14 protein-coding genes are annotated in these 14,987 nt (G+C 59.1%); 4 read left to right on the top strand and 10 right to left on the bottom strand.

What is annotated here, in order from left to right; all coding sequences use genetic code 11:
• Positions 1-5 precede the first annotated feature (5 nt).
• Positions 6-1,787, top strand: coding sequence for a chloride channel protein (locus tag NAC44_RS08355; RefSeq protein WP_250939954.1), 1,782 nt, complete (start codon positions 6-8; stop codon positions 1,785-1,787).
• Between the two features lie 58 nt (positions 1,788-1,845).
• Here NAC44_RS08355 and NAC44_RS08350 read toward each other — a convergent pair whose 3' ends face one another.
• On the bottom strand, positions 1,846-2,238 hold the full coding sequence (locus tag NAC44_RS08350; RefSeq protein ID WP_250939953.1) for a low affinity iron permease family protein: 393 nt from the start codon (positions 2,236-2,238) through the stop codon (positions 1,846-1,848).
• A gap of 546 nt (positions 2,239-2,784) precedes the next feature.
• Here NAC44_RS08350 and NAC44_RS08345 point away from each other — a divergent pair.
• Positions 2,785-3,816, top strand: coding sequence for an acyltransferase family protein (locus tag NAC44_RS08345; RefSeq protein WP_250939952.1), 1,032 nt, complete (start codon positions 2,785-2,787; stop codon positions 3,814-3,816).
• A gap of 103 nt (positions 3,817-3,919) precedes the next feature.
• A complete protein-coding gene (locus NAC44_RS08340) occupies positions 3,920-4,618 on the top strand; it encodes a response regulator (RefSeq protein ID WP_250939951.1) in 699 nt (232 codons plus the stop codon).
• Position 4,619: 1 nt separating this feature from the next.
• On the opposite strand, the gene NAC44_RS08335 is transcribed toward NAC44_RS08340, so the two are convergent.
• The 6 genes from NAC44_RS08335 to NAC44_RS08310 all read right to left on the bottom strand — a co-directional run bounded on the left by NAC44_RS08335 (position 4,620) and on the right by NAC44_RS08310 (position 10,943).
• On the bottom strand, positions 4,620-5,702 hold the full coding sequence (locus NAC44_RS08335) for an ABC transporter ATP-binding protein (RefSeq protein WP_250939950.1): 1,083 nt from the start codon (positions 5,700-5,702) through the stop codon (positions 4,620-4,622).
• Entirely contained in the window at positions 5,699-6,526 is an 828-nt protein-coding gene (locus tag NAC44_RS08330; protein ID WP_250939949.1) for a carbohydrate ABC transporter permease, read from the bottom strand. Before NAC44_RS08330 ends, NAC44_RS08335 begins: the two co-directional genes overlap by 4 nt.
• Complete coding sequence (locus NAC44_RS08325; RefSeq protein WP_250939948.1) at positions 6,523-7,425, bottom strand: carbohydrate ABC transporter permease; 903 nt, start codon at positions 7,423-7,425, stop codon at positions 6,523-6,525. Before NAC44_RS08325 ends, NAC44_RS08330 begins: the two co-directional genes overlap by 4 nt.
• 267 nt (positions 7,426-7,692) lie before the next feature.
• The gene (locus NAC44_RS08320; protein WP_250939947.1) at positions 7,693-8,910 is read right to left on the bottom strand and encodes an ABC transporter substrate-binding protein; all 1,218 of its coding nucleotides are present in this window, start codon (positions 8,908-8,910) and stop codon (positions 7,693-7,695) included.
• Between the two features lie 66 nt (positions 8,911-8,976).
• Positions 8,977-9,879: a sugar phosphate isomerase/epimerase family protein gene (locus tag NAC44_RS08315; protein WP_250939946.1), complete on the bottom strand. Its 903-nt coding sequence runs from the start codon at positions 9,877-9,879 to the stop codon at positions 8,977-8,979.
• Positions 9,876-10,943: a Gfo/Idh/MocA family protein gene (locus NAC44_RS08310; protein WP_250939945.1), complete on the bottom strand. Its 1,068-nt coding sequence runs from the start codon at positions 10,941-10,943 to the stop codon at positions 9,876-9,878. The genes NAC44_RS08315 and NAC44_RS08310 overlap by 4 nt, the downstream gene beginning before the upstream one ends.
• Positions 10,944-11,281: 338 nt before the next feature.
• Here NAC44_RS08310 and NAC44_RS08305 point away from each other — a divergent pair, with 338 nt between their 5' ends.
• Positions 11,282-12,319 carry a LacI family DNA-binding transcriptional regulator gene (locus NAC44_RS08305; protein ID WP_250939944.1) on the top strand — a complete coding sequence of 346 codons (1,038 nt, stop codon included), beginning with the start codon at positions 11,282-11,284 and terminating at the stop codon, positions 12,317-12,319.
• Between the two features lie 24 nt (positions 12,320-12,343).
• Here NAC44_RS08305 and NAC44_RS08300 read toward each other — a convergent pair whose 3' ends face one another.
• The 3 genes from NAC44_RS08300 to NAC44_RS08290 are packed head-to-tail and all read right to left on the bottom strand — an operon-like array spanning position 12,344 to position 14,975.
• Entirely contained in the window at positions 12,344-13,135 is a 792-nt protein-coding gene (locus NAC44_RS08300; RefSeq protein WP_420839913.1) for an ABC transporter ATP-binding protein, read from the bottom strand.
• A 10-nt stretch (positions 13,136-13,145) separates the two neighbouring features.
• Positions 13,146-14,147, bottom strand: coding sequence for an ABC transporter substrate-binding protein (locus NAC44_RS08295; protein ID WP_250939943.1), 1,002 nt, complete (start codon positions 14,145-14,147; stop codon positions 13,146-13,148).
• 45 nt (positions 14,148-14,192) lie between these two features.
• The gene (locus tag NAC44_RS08290; protein ID WP_250940517.1) at positions 14,193-14,975 is read right to left on the bottom strand and encodes an ABC transporter permease; all 783 of its coding nucleotides are present in this window, start codon (positions 14,973-14,975) and stop codon (positions 14,193-14,195) included.
• Positions 14,976-14,987: the final 12 nt, after the last annotated feature.

Here is a 14,987-nt window from a genome sequence, read left to right as displayed (position 1 = left end):
AGGGAATGGCCGCAATCGATCCGCCGGGAGCGCATAGTTCCTCCTCATGGCGGAGATTTTTGCGCATTCCGCCTGCCTTGCGGGCTCTGGTTCGCGCCGACGAGGCTGGCCTTGTCTTGCTGGGTGGTGGTGCCGGCATCGTTGCGGCGGTCTGCGTCGCCCTGATGGTTGCAATTGCTGAATGGATGCATCACCATCTGTTTGCCATTGAAGGCTATGAAGTCAGCGGAGCGGCCCATATCGATCCGCTGCGCGCCGCTTTCGTTCCGGCCATCGGCGGCATTTTGATGGGCCTGATTGGCTGGTTGTCCACGCGACGGCAGAGGGTTTCGATCATCGACCCGGTGGAAGCCAACGCGCTTTATGGCGGCCGCATTCCGTTGCCGGGAAGCCTGTTTCTGGTGTTGCAGACCATGGTGTCGAACGGGTTCGGTGCCTCCATCGGCATGGAGGCCGGTTATACCCAGATCGGTTCTGCCCTTGCCTCCCGCATCGGCCAGCTCTTTCATGTCCGGCGCAACGATCTGCGCGTTCTCGTCGGCTGCGGTGCGGCAGCGGCGATTGCTGCCGCCTTCAACGCCCCCTTGACAGGGGCTTTTTATGCCTATGAGCTGATCATTGCCACCTATTCCATCGCCAGCCTTGCACCGGTCGTGGTTGCATCGATCCTGGCCGTTGGCACCATGCGGCTTCTGGTGTCGCAACCGTCCTTTCAGGTCGGTTTTGCCGGCAATCTGGCGGTCTCCGATTATGTTCTGGTCTTTGTCATGGCGCTGTTGAGCGCGCTGGTCGCCATTGCCATGATGCGCACAGTGACCGTGGTTGAATATCTGTTCGGCAAAAGCAGGCTGCCGGTCTGGATGCGGCCAACCGTGGGCGGTCTTTGTGTCGGCACGCTGGCGCTGATCACGCCTGCGGTGCTCTCTTCCGGCCATTCGGCCCTGCATGTCGGGTTTGATGCCTATTATACCGCGCCGTTTCTGGTGGTGCTGATCTGCCTGAAGGTGCTGTCCTCGGCCATCTCCATCGGCTCCGGCTTTCGCGGCGGTCTGTTCTTTGCCTCGCTTTTCCTCGGCGCCATGCTCGGCAAGCTGGTGGCGCTGGGCTGGATGCTGGCCTTCGGTCTTGCCATTCCGGGACTTGTCGTTGCCATTATCGGCATGTGCGCCATGGCGACAGCGGTTCTGGGCGCGCCGCTGACCATGGCGTTTCTGGCGCTGGAAACCACCGGCAGTCTGCCGCTGACGATTGCGGTTCTTGCCGCAGCCGTCGTCTCCTCCATGACCGTACGGCGGCTGTTCGGCTATTCCTTCACCACCTGGCGCTTCCATCTGCGGGGGGAAGCGATCCGCAGCGCTGCCGATATCGGCTGGATCCGTGACCTGAGCGTCGGGCGCATGATGCGCAAGGATGTGCGCAAGGTGCTACGTGGCACGGAACTCCATGTGTTACGGCGGGATTTCCCGCTGGGGGCGGCACAGCGGGTCATCGTCGTGGATGAGGATGGGCGCTATGTCGGCATCATTCTCGTGCCGGAGCTGCATCGTGAGCTGCCGGAGACCACCATTGCCGAAAATCTCATCCATTTCGCCGACCGCGTGCTGCTGCCGGACATGAATGTCCGCGAGGCGATGAAGGCCTTTTCCGCCGCCGAAGCCGATGCGCTGGCGGTGATCGACAACCGCAATGACCGCATTGTTATCGGTCAGTTGACGGAACATCATGCCCTGCGCCGCTATAATGAAGAACTGGATCGGCGCCAGAATGAAGGCAATCCCTATACCTGAGCGGTGTTTTGCTCCTGCAAAACGGGACCAAATTTTGAAGGATGCTTGCAGCAGGCCGTCAAGCTTCGTCTTCCTCTCTGCTGGCCATGCTGTCGGCCTTCTGCCGTAACATGTCGCTCATCTGCCGCAGTCGGTGTTCATCCATTTTCTCGATGCCGACAAATTCATTGCGCGCATGGGATGCAAGGATCAACTCATCCAGCTTTGCCTGTACGGCGCGCCCGTCCCGGTTCTGGGAATTTTGAACGACAAACACCATCAGAAAGGTAATGATGGTTGTGCCGGTGTTGATCACCAGTTGCCAGGTTTCGGAATAGCCGAAAAACGGTCCCGACACCGCCCAGACCACGACAAGGCCGACGGCAAGTACAAAGGTTGCCGGTTGGCCGGAGGCGGTTGCGACTGCGGTTGCAAATGTGCTGAAGATGCCGGATTTACCTTTGCCGCCCATAGTGTCTCTCTCTTTGTTGCTTTGAGAGCATTTTCGAAGCAAATGAATGAAATGTTTGTCCGTGAGAACATGCATTCAAACAAAAGATTCTCGCCTCTCCGGGTGTCTGTCGATTGCTGTTTTTTCCGCTCTTGCGACACAAGACACAATCGTCTGATCTCAGCTCTTTCTAACCGTCTTTTGCCTGTCAGGTTCCACTGACTTCGTGCTGCTGGTGCTGGATAATGAAATATCACACCCGAATATTACATTTCGTGCAATCTTTAGTTTTACGTTATAACTACAATAGTATAACGATAAATATTTTTTGTTACGGTAATTGTGGAATAGAGTGTCGTCAGGCTTAATGTAAAATGATGGGATTTACAGTTATTCAATATGTATTCTCCTGTTCATGCATGGGTGAAGTATAGGTTTTGGTGCGGGAAACGCATTTTTACCGTCCCGCAAACAATGTCGGGGTGCGCCGGTTGTGGCGATTGCAGCCAGTGATGCTGCCGCAAGGGGTGGGGTGGGGCGATGCATTCAGGTCATAGATATGAGCTCATGGACGGGTTGAGGGGCGTCGCGGCCTTGGGGGTGATGGCGTTTCATTCCACCATTCTTGGCGTCACGCTGGTGGTGCATGGCTATCTGGCGGTCGATTTTTTCTTCGTGCTCAGCGGTTTCGTGTTGGCCCATGCCTATCGCGAGCGCTTGCAACGGGAGAGTTCGGAAGCGATCCTGCGGCTGCGGCTGATCCGGATCATGCCGCTTGCCCTGTTCGGGCTTGCGCTAGGCACCGGCTATTTTCTGCTGCGCCGCTTGCTGGAGCCGCAATCGCTCTACAGCCTGCCCGATATCGCGGCAGGCACGATCCTCAACATGATGTTGCTGCCGAAACTGTGGATCACGCCCGCACCGACAGATACGATCTTTCCAGCCAACACGCCCCTGTGGTCGCTGTCAGTTGAAATGCTGATGAATTGCGTCTGGATCATCACCGCGACACGATTGAGGCCGCGACACCTGCTGGCGATCATCCTTGTCTCGGCAGCGGGTTTATGTCTGCTGGCCGAACTTTACGGCACAGCCGATATGGGGGCGATCCTGCCGACCTATGCGGGTGGCGTGTTACGGGCTGCTTTCGGTTTTTTTGCCGGCGTGTTGCTGTGGATGTACAAACCCGAGCCGAAGGGCGGAAAAATCTATGCTGTCTTATGCGTCATCAGCCTCACCGCCATCATGCTTTTGCCCGGAACCGGGCCGCTCCCCGATCTGCTGATCATTATATGCGTCTGGCCTGCCATCGTCTTTCTGGCGGCGCGCTGTGACTGGCCGGCGATACGGCCTCTCTGCAACCTGCTCGGAACCCTGTCCTATCCCTTATATGTCATCCATGTACCGGTCATGATGTTCTGTGTCGGCCTGGTAAAACTGCTGAAGCTCGACAGCCCGGTTCTGGTTATGGTGGCTGCCTGGGCGATATCGATCCTTCTCGCCTTTGCCGCTGATCGTTTCTATGACCGGCCCGTCCGGGCATGGCTCAGAGGGCGGTTTGCCAGAAGCACCGCATCGCTGACCCCCGATTTGAACTGAGCGACAATGTTATCGATCGCCATTTCACTCCCGCCGCATTATGGTCTAAACCCATCCCGATAGGCGTATAGAAGAGGAATGCTTCGATGAAGGTCGAGGGCAGATGAACCAGTCACGCATTCTGGTGGTGGACGACGAGCCGCAGATCCAGCGTTTTCTGAAACCCTCGCTTGCGGCGGCAGGCTATGAGGTCATTGAAGCCGCAACCGGGGCTGAGGCACTGAAAATGGTGGCAACGCAGGCGCCGGATCTGATCATTCTCGATCTTGGCCTGCCGGACATGGACGGTAAAGAGGTGATTGCCGGTCTCCGGGCCTGGTCCGATCTGCCGATCGTCATCCTCTCGGCCCGCGACCGCGAGAGTGAGAAAATTGCCGCCCTTGATCTTGGCGCCGACGATTATGTCGAAAAACCCTTCGGTATCGGGGAGCTGACCGCCCGCATCCGCACGGCGCTGCGCCATCGCGGCCGCCGCGATGCCATTCCGGCGGTGATGGAATTCGACGGTCTGATCCTCGATCCGATCCACCGTCTGGTGACGCGCGATGACGAGACCGTGCATCTGACGCCGAAGGAATACGATCTTTTGCTGCTGCTTGCCCGCCATGCCGGGCGGGTTGTCACCCATCGCATGTTGCTGACCACCGTCTGGGGTCCGGCGCATGGCGATGATCTGCATTATCTCCGGGTGTTTATCGGCCAGTTGCGCCAGAAGATCGAGCGGGATCCCACCCAGCCGCGCATCGTGCAGACGGAGCCGGGCGTCGGCTACCGGATGATGACGGAACGGGAGACGGCCTGACTCAGGCTGTCGTCGCCTTATGCCGCATGCCGGTTTCGGGATCGAAAAGATGGAGATGGGGATCCTCGAAGGTCAGCGCCATCATGCTGCCGGGGGAAAGCGTGAGCCGTGTTGCCGAAACCACGGTGATCTCCGGCTTGGTGGCTGAGGCCAGAAACGTGGTTGAACCGGTGCTTTCGACGAGACCGACAGGCAGGCGCAGTCTGGCCTCACTTTCCGGTGCAAGATGAAGATGTTCGGGGCGCAGCCCGACGAGGAGGTCCGCCCCCTCCGGCAGTGGCTGCGACAGCTTTACGCTTTGTGTCTCTCCCGATGAAAAGCGCAGCAGCAATTGCCCGGCTTCCACGGTTGCGGGCACGAAATTCATCGCCGGTGAGCCGATGAAGCCGGCGACGAAGCGATTGACCGGCCTGTCATAGAGGTCGAGTGGCGCGCCCTGCTGCTCGATTACCCCCTGACGCATGACCACGACATGATCGGCCATGGTCATGGCCTCCACCTGATCATGGGTGACATAGACCGAGGTTGCGCCCAGCCTGTCATGCAGCGCGCGGATTTCCTTGCGCATATGCACTCTCAATGCGGCATCGAGATTGGAGAGCGGCTCGTCGAAAAGAAAGGCCTTCGGCTTGCGGATAATGGCGCGGCTCATGGCCACCCGCTGGCGCTGGCCGCCGGAAAGCTCCCGCGGATAACGGCCAAGCAGATGCGAAAGCCCGGTTGTGGCGGCAATCTCGGCGGCGGCCTTGCGGGCCTCGGCCTTCTTCACCCCGCGCAGACGCAGGGAATAGGTGAGGTTTTCCTCCACTGTCATATGTGGATAAAGCGCATAGGACTGGAAGACCATGGCGAGATCGCGTCTGCGCGGCGGCACGCCGTTCATCCGCTCTCCGGCAATGCGCAATTCGCCGGAGGAGATGGTTTCAAGCCCCGCAAGCGTTCGAAGCAGGGTGGATTTGCCGCAGCCGGAAGGGCCGACCAGCGCAACGAAGGCACCTTTGGGGATATCGAGATTGATTTCTCTCAGAGCATGATAGGCGCCGTAATATTTGTTGACGCCGGACAACTGGATCTGCTGGCTCATTTGAGCGCTCCGGAGGTGAGGCCGGAGACGATCCGGCGTTGCAGGAGAACGAAAACGGCAAGGATCGGTGTGACATACATGGCGGCAAAGGCCATGATCCTGTTCCATTCATTGGTGTTGGGGCCCATGAAGGAGTTGAGACCGACACTGGCCGGCTGGTAATCCACGTTCTGGATGATCGATTTGGAATAGACGAATTCACCGAAGGCCTGCATGAAAATGAGAATGGCGGCAACCAGAATGCCGTTGCGCGCCAGCGGCAGAACGATGGCGAAGAAAGCGCCGAAACGGGAATTGCCATCCACCAGCGCCGCCTCTTCCAGCTCCATCGGCACGCTCATGAAGGTGGCGCGCACCAGCACCACGAAGAAGGGCATGGATTTCGCTGCAATCGCCAGAACCACGGCAAAACGCGGCGTGGCGAGAAGGCCGATCTGGGAAAACCCGACAAAAATCGGCGTGATCATCAGCGATGCGGGCAGAACCTGCAGCATGAGAATGAGAAACAGGCCCGCATCGACATAGGCATTGCGATAACGCGCCAGCACATAGGCGCAGCCCGTGCCCAGCACGACGATCAGCGCCACGGAGCCACAGGCTATCACCAGCGAATTCCACAAATAACGGCCCATATTGCGGCTTTCCCACACATAGGCATAGGTGCGCCATTGCGGATCCTGCGGCCAGAAGGCGGGCGGCGTGGCAAACATGGCCGAGCCGCTTTTCAGCGTGGTGACATACATCCAGTAAAGCGGAAAGAGATAGATCGCCGCCAGCAGAAGGGCGATCGCCAGCATCAGCCGGTGTTGCATATGCACACTCATCCCCGGACCTCCTGCCGCGTGGAGCGGACATAGACAATGGAGGCCAGCATGACGAAGACCACCATGATCACCGAGACCGTCGCGCCCTTGGCGAAATCATATTGTTTGAAGGACAGGTCCCAGGCCCAGTATTGCGCCACATTCGAGGCATTGTTCGGCCCGCCCGAGGTGATGGCGGCAAAGAGATCGAATTGTTGCAGGGTGAAGATCAGCCCGAGCGAGACGACCGCGCCGATGGAAGCGCGCATCATCGGCAGGGTAATGGTCCAAAAGCGCTGCCAGACGGTGGCGCCATCCAGCTCTGCCGCCTCGTAAATATCCCTCGGAATAGCGGCAAGGCCGACCGACAGCAGGATCATGTTGAAGGAGGTGCCGAGCCAGATATTGGCGATGATCACGGCGAAAAGTGCATAATGCGGGTCCGAGCGCCAGAAGATATTCTGTGAAATCAGCCCGGTTTCATGCAGCAGAAAATTGATGACACCGAAATCGCCCGACAGCATCCAGTTCCAGATCGCCCCGACCACCAGACCGGGCATGACCCAGGAGACGAGAAACAGGCCCCTCAGCCAGGACGCGCCGGGAAAACCGCTGGCAAAGAACAGGGCCAGAGCGAAACCCAGAACAAACTGGCCGGCAATCGAGGCGGTCACGAAAATCGCCGTATTGGCCAGGATCGGCCAGGTTTCCGGCAGGGCAAACAGGCTTTTATAATTATCGAAGCCGACAAAGGGTCGGATCATGCTGCCAAGCGAGAACATGTCCACCTGCTGAAAGCTCATCACCACATTGTAGAGGAGCGGCAGACCGGACAGAACCAGGAGAAAGCCAAGCGGCAGCACGACCAGAACAAGGTCGAAGCCGCGTCCATCCGTCATCGAGAGCAGCAGTTTGCGCATGGCGTTCGCTTCTTTCCAGTTCATCCGTTCCGCCGGGTCGCGGCCACCTCAAACCAGCGAGGCGACCGCGCCCGGGAGGAACCGGAGCAAAGGGCAGGGGAGTTGAAGTTGCTCCTGCATCATTCCTGAAATCGGGTAGGATTTAAGGTGAAATGATGCAGCAGATGAAACGTGTGACAGCGCGTTTTGTGCGTCATATCTGGCGCATGGCGCTGTTATGGTCTTTTGGCGAGAACTTACGATGAGGGGTTCCGCCAAAAGCAAGGCTCAAGGAACGGCGTCGATCTTCTGCTGTGCGACATCCAGCGCTGCCTTGGGCGTCATCTGGCCGGTCAGCGCGGCCTGAATGGCATCCTGGATCGCCTTGGAAATTTTCGCCCATTGCGGATCGGGACCACGCGGCTTGGCGTATTTCAACTGTTCCTGAAAGACTTTCAGCGCCGCATCCTTGTACGCATTGCCGGTCGGCGGCAGGGTGATGTCGGAACGGGCCGGAAGCTGGCCGTATTTGGCAAACATCTTGTCATCCTGCGAGGCAAAATATTCGAGCGCCTTGAACGCCTCATCGGGATGTTTGGTGGTTGAGAAGATCGCCCAGTTGAAATCGCCCATGGCCGAGGAACGTTCGTCACCCGGATGCGGCACGGGCAGAAGCGCGACGCGCCAGTCGAATTTGGCTTCCTGGCTCATGCGGTTCAGTTCCCAGGGGCCGGAAATCGCCATGGCGGCATTGCCGGAATTGAAGGTGCCGGTGGAATCCCATTGGCCGCGCGTCAGCGTGTCCGGCGAGGCGAGCTTTTCATCGAGAAGGGTTTTCCAGAAGGTCAGGGCCTTGACGCCGCCATCGGTGTTGATGTGCCGGTAGCTGCCGCCTGCCATCTGCACCCATGGCAGAAACTGGAAGGTACCTTCCTCGCTGGCCTTGGCGCAAAAGGCCAGCCCATAGATATTTTTGGCCGGATCGGTCAGCTTGCGGGCGTCAGCGAGAAGCGCGTCCCAGGTCTGTGGCGGCTTGTCCGGATCAAGTCCTTTGGCCCGGAACATATCGGCATTATAATAAAGGGCGATGGTGTTGGTGGCCTTCGGCACACCGTAAAGCCTGCCCTTCCAGGTGACGGAGGCAAGCGGGCCGGGAAAGTAATTTTCCTTTTTGATCACCTTGGATTTGGCGATCCTGTCGGTCAGATCGAGAAAGGCCCCGCGCGAGGCAAACAGCGCGTGATCGGGGTTGTCGATGGTGATGATATCCGGGGCCTGACCGGTGGCATAGGCGCGCATGGCCTCACTGACCACGTCTTCAAACGGAATGAGCCGGTATTCCACCTTGATGTTCGGCTCTTTCTTCTCGAATTCCCGCGCCAGGTTCCAGGCGGGCTGTTCCGGTTTGTCGAGGCTCCAGATGCGAAGGGTGATCTCCTCGGCCTGGGCCGCAGACAGGCTGGCAAGCGCAAGCGCCCCGGCCAGCAGAAGGCTGCGAATGGACATGCTTTCCTCCTCCCATTGATTTATGGCCCGGCCTCCTCCTGACCGGGAATGATCGGATGCGTGACGTCAGACCGGATCGGCGACGAAACTGCCGCCGCGGCATTGCTTCAGATAGGTGAGGGCATGCACCTGCCCGGTCATTTCCAGCGCGTCCCGATAGACCGGATCGTGCCAGCCCTCGATGTCGATGGAGCCGGACCAGCCGGCCAGCCGCAATTCGGAGATCACATCCGTCCAGCTGGTGTCGCCAAAGCCCGGCGTACGCATGAATACGAAGGGATGCTTGCCGAAAATCCCGTGTTCGCGGATCACATCCCAGCGAATGGTGGCATCCTTGCCATGGATATGGAAGAATTTATGCGCCCATTTGCGGATCTGCGGCAGGGGGTCGATCAGATAGACCATCTGATGGCAGGGCTCCCATTCCAGCCCGATGTGATCCTCCGGGGTCTCGTTGAAAATCAACTCCCAGGCATCGGGATTATGGGCGATGTTCCAGTCGCCGCTCTGCCAGTTGCCGTCCATGGCGCAATTTTCAAAGGCGATTTTCACCCCCTTGTCGGCGGCGCGGCGGGCAAGCTCGCTCCAGATCTCCCGGTAGCGCGGCAGGCTGTCCGGCAGCGGCCTGCCACGCAACCGACCGGTGAAGCCGGTCACGCAGGTTGCGCCGAAATGATGGGCATTGTCGATACAGTCCTTCCAGCCCTGCAGGGTCTCAAGGTCGAGCGCCTGTTCCTCCAGCGGATTGCCGAACATGCCGAGCGTCGGAATGGTGATGTCACGCTCACCGATGGCGTCGCGGCAGCGCTTGCCCAGTTCGGCGAGATCCTGTCCATGGGTGGTCTGCCAGAAAAACGGCTGAAAACTTTCAAAGCCCATATCGGAAAGCTGGCCGATGCGCTCTGCCGCTTTGCCGGAAGTGGCGCTGATCATCGTGCCGATGCGAATGGAATGAAGCGGCGTGGTCATGGGCGCAATTCTCCCTCATTATCCGGGTTGCCGGGTTTTATCGCGACGGGCAAGCCGCTGCGGGCGCTTTCAATGGCGGCAAAGACCATGGCAAGGCTGTCGATATTGTCATGGCTGACGGTTTCCGGCTCATGGCCGTCCTGAAGCGCCTTGACGAAATCCCTAAGCACGCTGCGATGGCCCAGCGTCTCATTCTCGTCAGCTGCGGGCGGCATATCGAGAGACGTAAAACCGGGCAGTAGCCCCTCTTCCGTCCCTTCCACAGTCACCTCGAATGTGTCCTCACCGTCCCAGGTGATCATGCCTTGGGAGCCCACCAGCCGCCAGGCGCTTTCCCAACTGGTGCGGCGGCCCTTCGCGCACCAGGAGCCGCGATAGGTCAGCACCACATCACCCGTAAGCGCAAAGATGGCGTTGGCGCTGGCCCCATCGGCATACCAGGATCCGGCCGGATTGGTTTCGACGCAATAGACGGACAAAGCCTTGCGATCAGAAACGAAACGGGCGGCATCCAGCGTATGGATGGCCATATCCAGAAGCAGCACATGCTGCATCGTCTCGCGAAAACCGCCGAAATGCGGCCCGATGAAAAAATCGCAATGGATAGCGGTCAGTTCGCCGATCAGCCCGTCTTCCACCGCCCGGCGCAACCGCCTTGTACCGGCAATGAAACGCCGGTTCTGCACCACGGCATGAAGTCGCTTTGTCGCTTTTGCCCTTTGCACCAGATGCCGGGCCTCATCGAGACTGACGGCCAGCGGTTTTTCGCTCAGCACATGGCAGCCATGGGCGAAGGCCGTTTCCACCACGCTGGCGCGGGCGGCAGGCACCACCACATCGAAGAGGATATCGGGCCGGGTTTTTGTGAGCATGGCGGCAAGATCGGTTCCAAGCGCTGCATCCTGCAGGCCAAATTCATCGGCCAATGCTGCGGCAGCGCCGGGATCGAGATCGACCAGACCGGCGATGCGTATATCCCGTTTCAGGTCCGGGTCCTCATTCAGTGCCTTGAGCCAACCTCTGGCCATAGCTCCGCACCCGCATAAAACCGCCGTATATGTCACTGGAAACCTCCTCACGGATGCGACGAAACTCCCCTTTCGTCATCCTCCGTAAACGTTTACGATAATAGTTGCGGAGGGCTTGCCCTGTCAAGGGCCATTCCAAAGGGTGCCGATTTTGCAAAATGAGATCAGCGCGCCGACGCCATGTCTTGACGCATAGGGTGATTGCAAAACGCTATGCATTGTTGTGCGATAGGCTCTGGAGCGCTTTTCGATTGTATTTTTCGAGATTGGCTCTCTAAGTTTTTGTTTGCGCATCGGATTTTTCCGAGAACCGGCTCCCGGTTTTCGCTCCGATGCTGTAAACGATAAGGCAGGAAGAAGGGGTCTGGACCATTATGAAGGGCATACGCCAGCTTGCGCAGCATCTCGATATATCGATCGGCACGGTGTCACGCGCCCTGAACGGCAAGCCGGATGTGAACGAGGAGACGCGCCGTCGTGTGCTGGCGGCAGCCGAAGCGCTGGGCTATGTCGCCAATCAGGCGGGGCGGGCGCTGCGCAAGGGCTCGACCGGCATTATCGGCTTCATGATGCAGACCGGCCATGACATTACCGGCCATGGCGACAGTTTTTTCATGAGCGTTTTCGATGGCGTGCAGACGGTGCTTGCCCGCCACAAGCTCGATCTCGTCGCCATGCTCTCGTCTTCTGAAGAAGATCCCGATGCCTATCTGCGGCGCATGGTGGCGCGCGGTTTTGCCGATGGGGTAATCCTGTCGGCCACCCGCGCCCGCGATGGCCGTTTTGCCACGCTGGAAAGAGCGCGCCTGCCCTTCATCAGCCTTGGCCGCAGCCAGAGTGACACCGGGCCGCTCTGGTACGATCTGGATTTTGAAGGCATGGCCGAGACCGCCATGACCCGGCTTGTCGAAAAAGGCCATCGCCGCATCGCCATCAGCCGTCCGCATGGCGAGATCAATCTTGGCTATATTTTCGAGGACAGTTGCCGCAAAGTGCTGGCCCGCCATGGCCTGATCCTGGAGGAGGAGCATGTTTTCCGCTCCCATCCGAATGAGGCAGGCGGCTATGCGCTGGCCCAGAGCTTCCTGCAAGCGAAGAACCGCCCAAGCGCCATTGTTCTGCTCAATGAGGCAACGGTGATTGGTTTTTATCGCGGTCTTGAAGAGGCGGGGCTTCGTGCCGGGCGCGACGTGGCGGTGATCGGTCAATACAGCCCGCTTGCGGAATTTCTGCTGCCGCGTCTCACCTGTTTTCGCCCGGCGCTGCGCGAACTGGGCGTCTCCATGGCCGAGAGCCTGCTGGCCGCGATGCCCGCTTTTCGGGATGATTATCCTGACGCACCGCGCCAGTGCCTTTGGCCGATGACGCTGATGGAAGGCGAAAGCGACGGGCAGCAGCTGAACCCGGTCTGATGGCATCTGCCTTGAGAGGCGCCGTCAATGCAGGCCAAATTCGGCCATGAGCGCCTCACGCAGGGCGACAAAGCCGGTTGCGCTGCGATTGCGCGGGCGCGGCAGATCGATGTGGATCTCCCGGAGCGGACTGTTCTTTTCCCGGGGCAGGATCAGCACCCGGTCGGCCAGATAGACGGCCTCTTCCAGATCATGGGTCACGAGGATCATCGTCAGCTTTTCCTCCTGCCAGATGCGGGCCAGTTCCTCCTGCATGACAATGCGGGTCATGGCGTCGAGCGCTCCGAAAGGTTCGTCGAGCAGCAGGATTTCCGGTTTCAAAGCCAGCGCCCGGGCAATGCCGACCCGTTGCGCCATGCCGCCGGACAGTTGAGCGGGAAAGGCCTCGGCAAAATCGGCAAGGCCGACCAGATGGAGATAGTGGCGGGCACGATGCACCGCCGCCTGTCTGGTCTCACCGGCAATGACAAGCGGAAAGGCGATATTGTCGATGACGCTGCGCCAGGGCAGGAGGCGCGGCTCCTGAAAGATCACCGCCCGCTCGGTTCCCACACCATGAACGGGCGCTCCATCAATCAGCACGCGGCCCGCATCGGGTTCTTCCAAACCAGCCAGCACCCGCAGCAGCGTCGTCTTTCCCGAGCCGCTGGCCCCGACAATGGCGATGCTCTCGCCGGGGCGGATCTGCATGTCGAGATTGTTGAGCACGGTCAATGCGCGACCGTTCATCCGAAAGCGTTTCGACAGGGCGTGGATGGCGACCGCGCCGCGCGCCTTTGCCGCCATCAGCACCGGGGATTGTGTCAGGTTTTGCATGATCATCACCTCAATTTCCGGTAAAGTGGTCAGGGGAATAGAGAATGGTGTCGACCTTGAGCTGATCCGGTTTCAGCTTGCCTTCGCGCACGAAAATATCGATCCAGAAGGAGAGATCGCGCGGCGTTGGCTTTGCGCCGGGCGGCAGGCCGAAGCCGGTGAAATACTGCGCGATCTGCGGATTTTCGCCGCGCTCTTTCAGGATATCGGCAATCAGTTGCCGGGTTTCCGGCAGATGGGTGCGGCTATAGTCGAAAGCACGTTCGGACTGTTCGACAAAATCGCGGGCCGCTACGGGATGTTTGACGATCCAGTCCCGGCGCAGCACGATGAAACCGCCTGCAATGTCGCCCAGCACATCGGTATCGCCAAAAACCTTGCGCAATCCGCCGCCTTTCAGCGCCGCCCCTTCGAAGGTTTTCTGCCAGTAGCCGAAGGCCGTCACATCAACCTGTTTCGAGCGCAGCACCTGTTCAAGCTGCGGGCCGGGCACCACCACCAGCCGGGCGGAATTTTCCGGAAGGCCGACGGAATGGAAGGCCTCGCGAATGGTGTAATCGAGATGGGCGCCCAGCGTGTTGACGGCAATCGTCTTGCCGGCAAGATCCTTGATCGTGTGGATCGGGCTGTCGTTCAGCACATAAAAATTGCTCTCGGTCGTCTTGTCGATGCCATTGGAGGGAAAGACGGCAACAAAATCATTGCCATTGGCAATCGCATTGATCACGGCGGATGTGGCAGCACTGCCGATATCGACAGAGCCTGACGCAAGAGCAAAGAGCGATGCAGGGCCACCATTTGCATAGCCAACTCTTTGAAATTTTATGCCGGTCCCTTTGAAATAGCCGAGCTTTTCGGCAATTTCATAGCCGGATATGGAGCCGGGTTCTGCGAGATAGCGCAGCGTCACCTCCGGTTTATCCTCGGCCAGAGCGGGTCCGAAAGAGGCTGTGAAAAACAGGCTGGCTGCCAAGGCTGCAAGATGGTTGAAACGGCGACGGTCGATCAACATGGGCATGATCCTGAATGCTTGAGAAAGTTTTTGAGGAGCGAGGGGTCAGCGCATAGGGCCAGCCCAGCGGCACAGGCGGTTTTGCAGCATGTCGAGCAGGAGATTGCTGACAAGACCCAGCCCGGCCAGCAGCAGAATTGCGCCGAACATCAGCGGGATCTGGAAATTATACTGGGCATTCATCACCTCGAAACCGAGACCGCTATTGGCGCCGATCATTTCAGCGGCAATGAGCAAGAGAAGAGCCGTGGTGGCGCTGAGCTTGAGACCGACGAAAATCTGCGGCAGCGCTCCCGGCAGGGCGACGTGACGGAAAATCGCTATCCGATCCGCGCCATAAACGCGGGCCATCTCGATGAGCTTGCGATCCACCCCTTTCACACCGCCAATGGTGGCAAGCAGAATGGGAAACAGTGACGCCCAGAAAATGACGAAAACCTTGGAGGTTTCACCCAACCCGAGCAGCAGGATGAACACCGGATAGAGCGCCAGCGCCGAGGTCTGGCGGAAAAATTGCAGGATGGGATCGAGCAGCCGCTCGATGACCGGCACCTGCCCCATGAAAAGCCCCAGCGGAATGCCAAGACCGACGGCGGCGGCAAAGGCAAGCCCCGCCCTTTGCAGGCTGATGGCGGTATCGCGCCATAGCGGACCGGAGATGAACCCGTCTGCCAGCGCCTGAAAAATCCTGTCGAGCGGCGGCAGTACCGCCGTGTTGACCCAGCCTGCGCTGGTGGCAAGCTGCCAGAGCGCTGCCAAAGCCAGAAGCGGCCCATAGCGGGAGAGGATGTTTCGCAGCCAAAAAGGCAGCGCAGGCCGGACGGTCATCCTCAAAATTGG

This window comes from Allorhizobium sonneratiae (genome assembly GCF_023700755.1).
GTDB lineage: Bacteria > Pseudomonadota > Alphaproteobacteria > Rhizobiales > Rhizobiaceae > Allorhizobium > Allorhizobium sonneratiae.
The sequence above is the reverse complement of the archived record's forward strand: the minus strand, read 5'-3'. Positions and strand labels throughout refer to the sequence as shown.

Excerpts from the sequence above, each read along its gene's own strand:
- NAC44_RS08320 (WP_250939947.1), bottom strand. The coding sequence starts at position 8,910 with ATGTCCATTCGCAGCCTTCTGCTGGCCGGGGCGCTTGCGCTTGCCAGC.
- NAC44_RS08355 (WP_250939954.1), top strand. The coding sequence starts at position 6 with ATGGCCGCAATCGATCCGCCGGGAGCGCATAGTTCCTCCTCATGGCGG.
- NAC44_RS08305 (WP_250939944.1), top strand. The coding sequence starts at position 11,282 with ATGAAGGGCATACGCCAGCTTGCGCAGCATCTCGATATATCGATCGGC.
- NAC44_RS08345 (WP_250939952.1), top strand. The coding sequence starts at position 2,785 with ATGGACGGGTTGAGGGGCGTCGCGGCCTTGGGGGTGATGGCGTTTCAT.
- NAC44_RS08335 (WP_250939950.1), bottom strand. The coding sequence starts at position 5,702 with ATGAGCCAGCAGATCCAGTTGTCCGGCGTCAACAAATATTACGGCGCC.
- NAC44_RS08325 (WP_250939948.1), bottom strand. The coding sequence starts at position 7,425 with ATGCGCAAACTGCTGCTCTCGATGACGGATGGACGCGGCTTCGACCTT.
- NAC44_RS08290 (WP_250940517.1), bottom strand. The coding sequence starts at position 14,975 with ATGACCGTCCGGCCTGCGCTGCCTTTTTGGCTGCGAAACATCCTCTCC.
- NAC44_RS08315 (WP_250939946.1), bottom strand. The coding sequence starts at position 9,879 with ATGACCACGCCGCTTCATTCCATTCGCATCGGCACGATGATCAGCGCC.
- NAC44_RS08300 (WP_420839913.1), bottom strand. The coding sequence starts at position 13,135 with ATGCAAAACCTGACACAATCCCCGGTGCTGATGGCGGCAAAGGCGCGC.
- NAC44_RS08330 (WP_250939949.1), bottom strand. The coding sequence starts at position 6,526 with ATGAGTGTGCATATGCAACACCGGCTGATGCTGGCGATCGCCCTTCTG.
- NAC44_RS08340 (WP_250939951.1), top strand. The coding sequence starts at position 3,920 with ATGAACCAGTCACGCATTCTGGTGGTGGACGACGAGCCGCAGATCCAG.
- NAC44_RS08350 (WP_250939953.1), bottom strand. The coding sequence starts at position 2,238 with ATGGGCGGCAAAGGTAAATCCGGCATCTTCAGCACATTTGCAACCGCA.
- NAC44_RS08295 (WP_250939943.1), bottom strand. The coding sequence starts at position 14,147 with ATGTTGATCGACCGTCGCCGTTTCAACCATCTTGCAGCCTTGGCAGCC.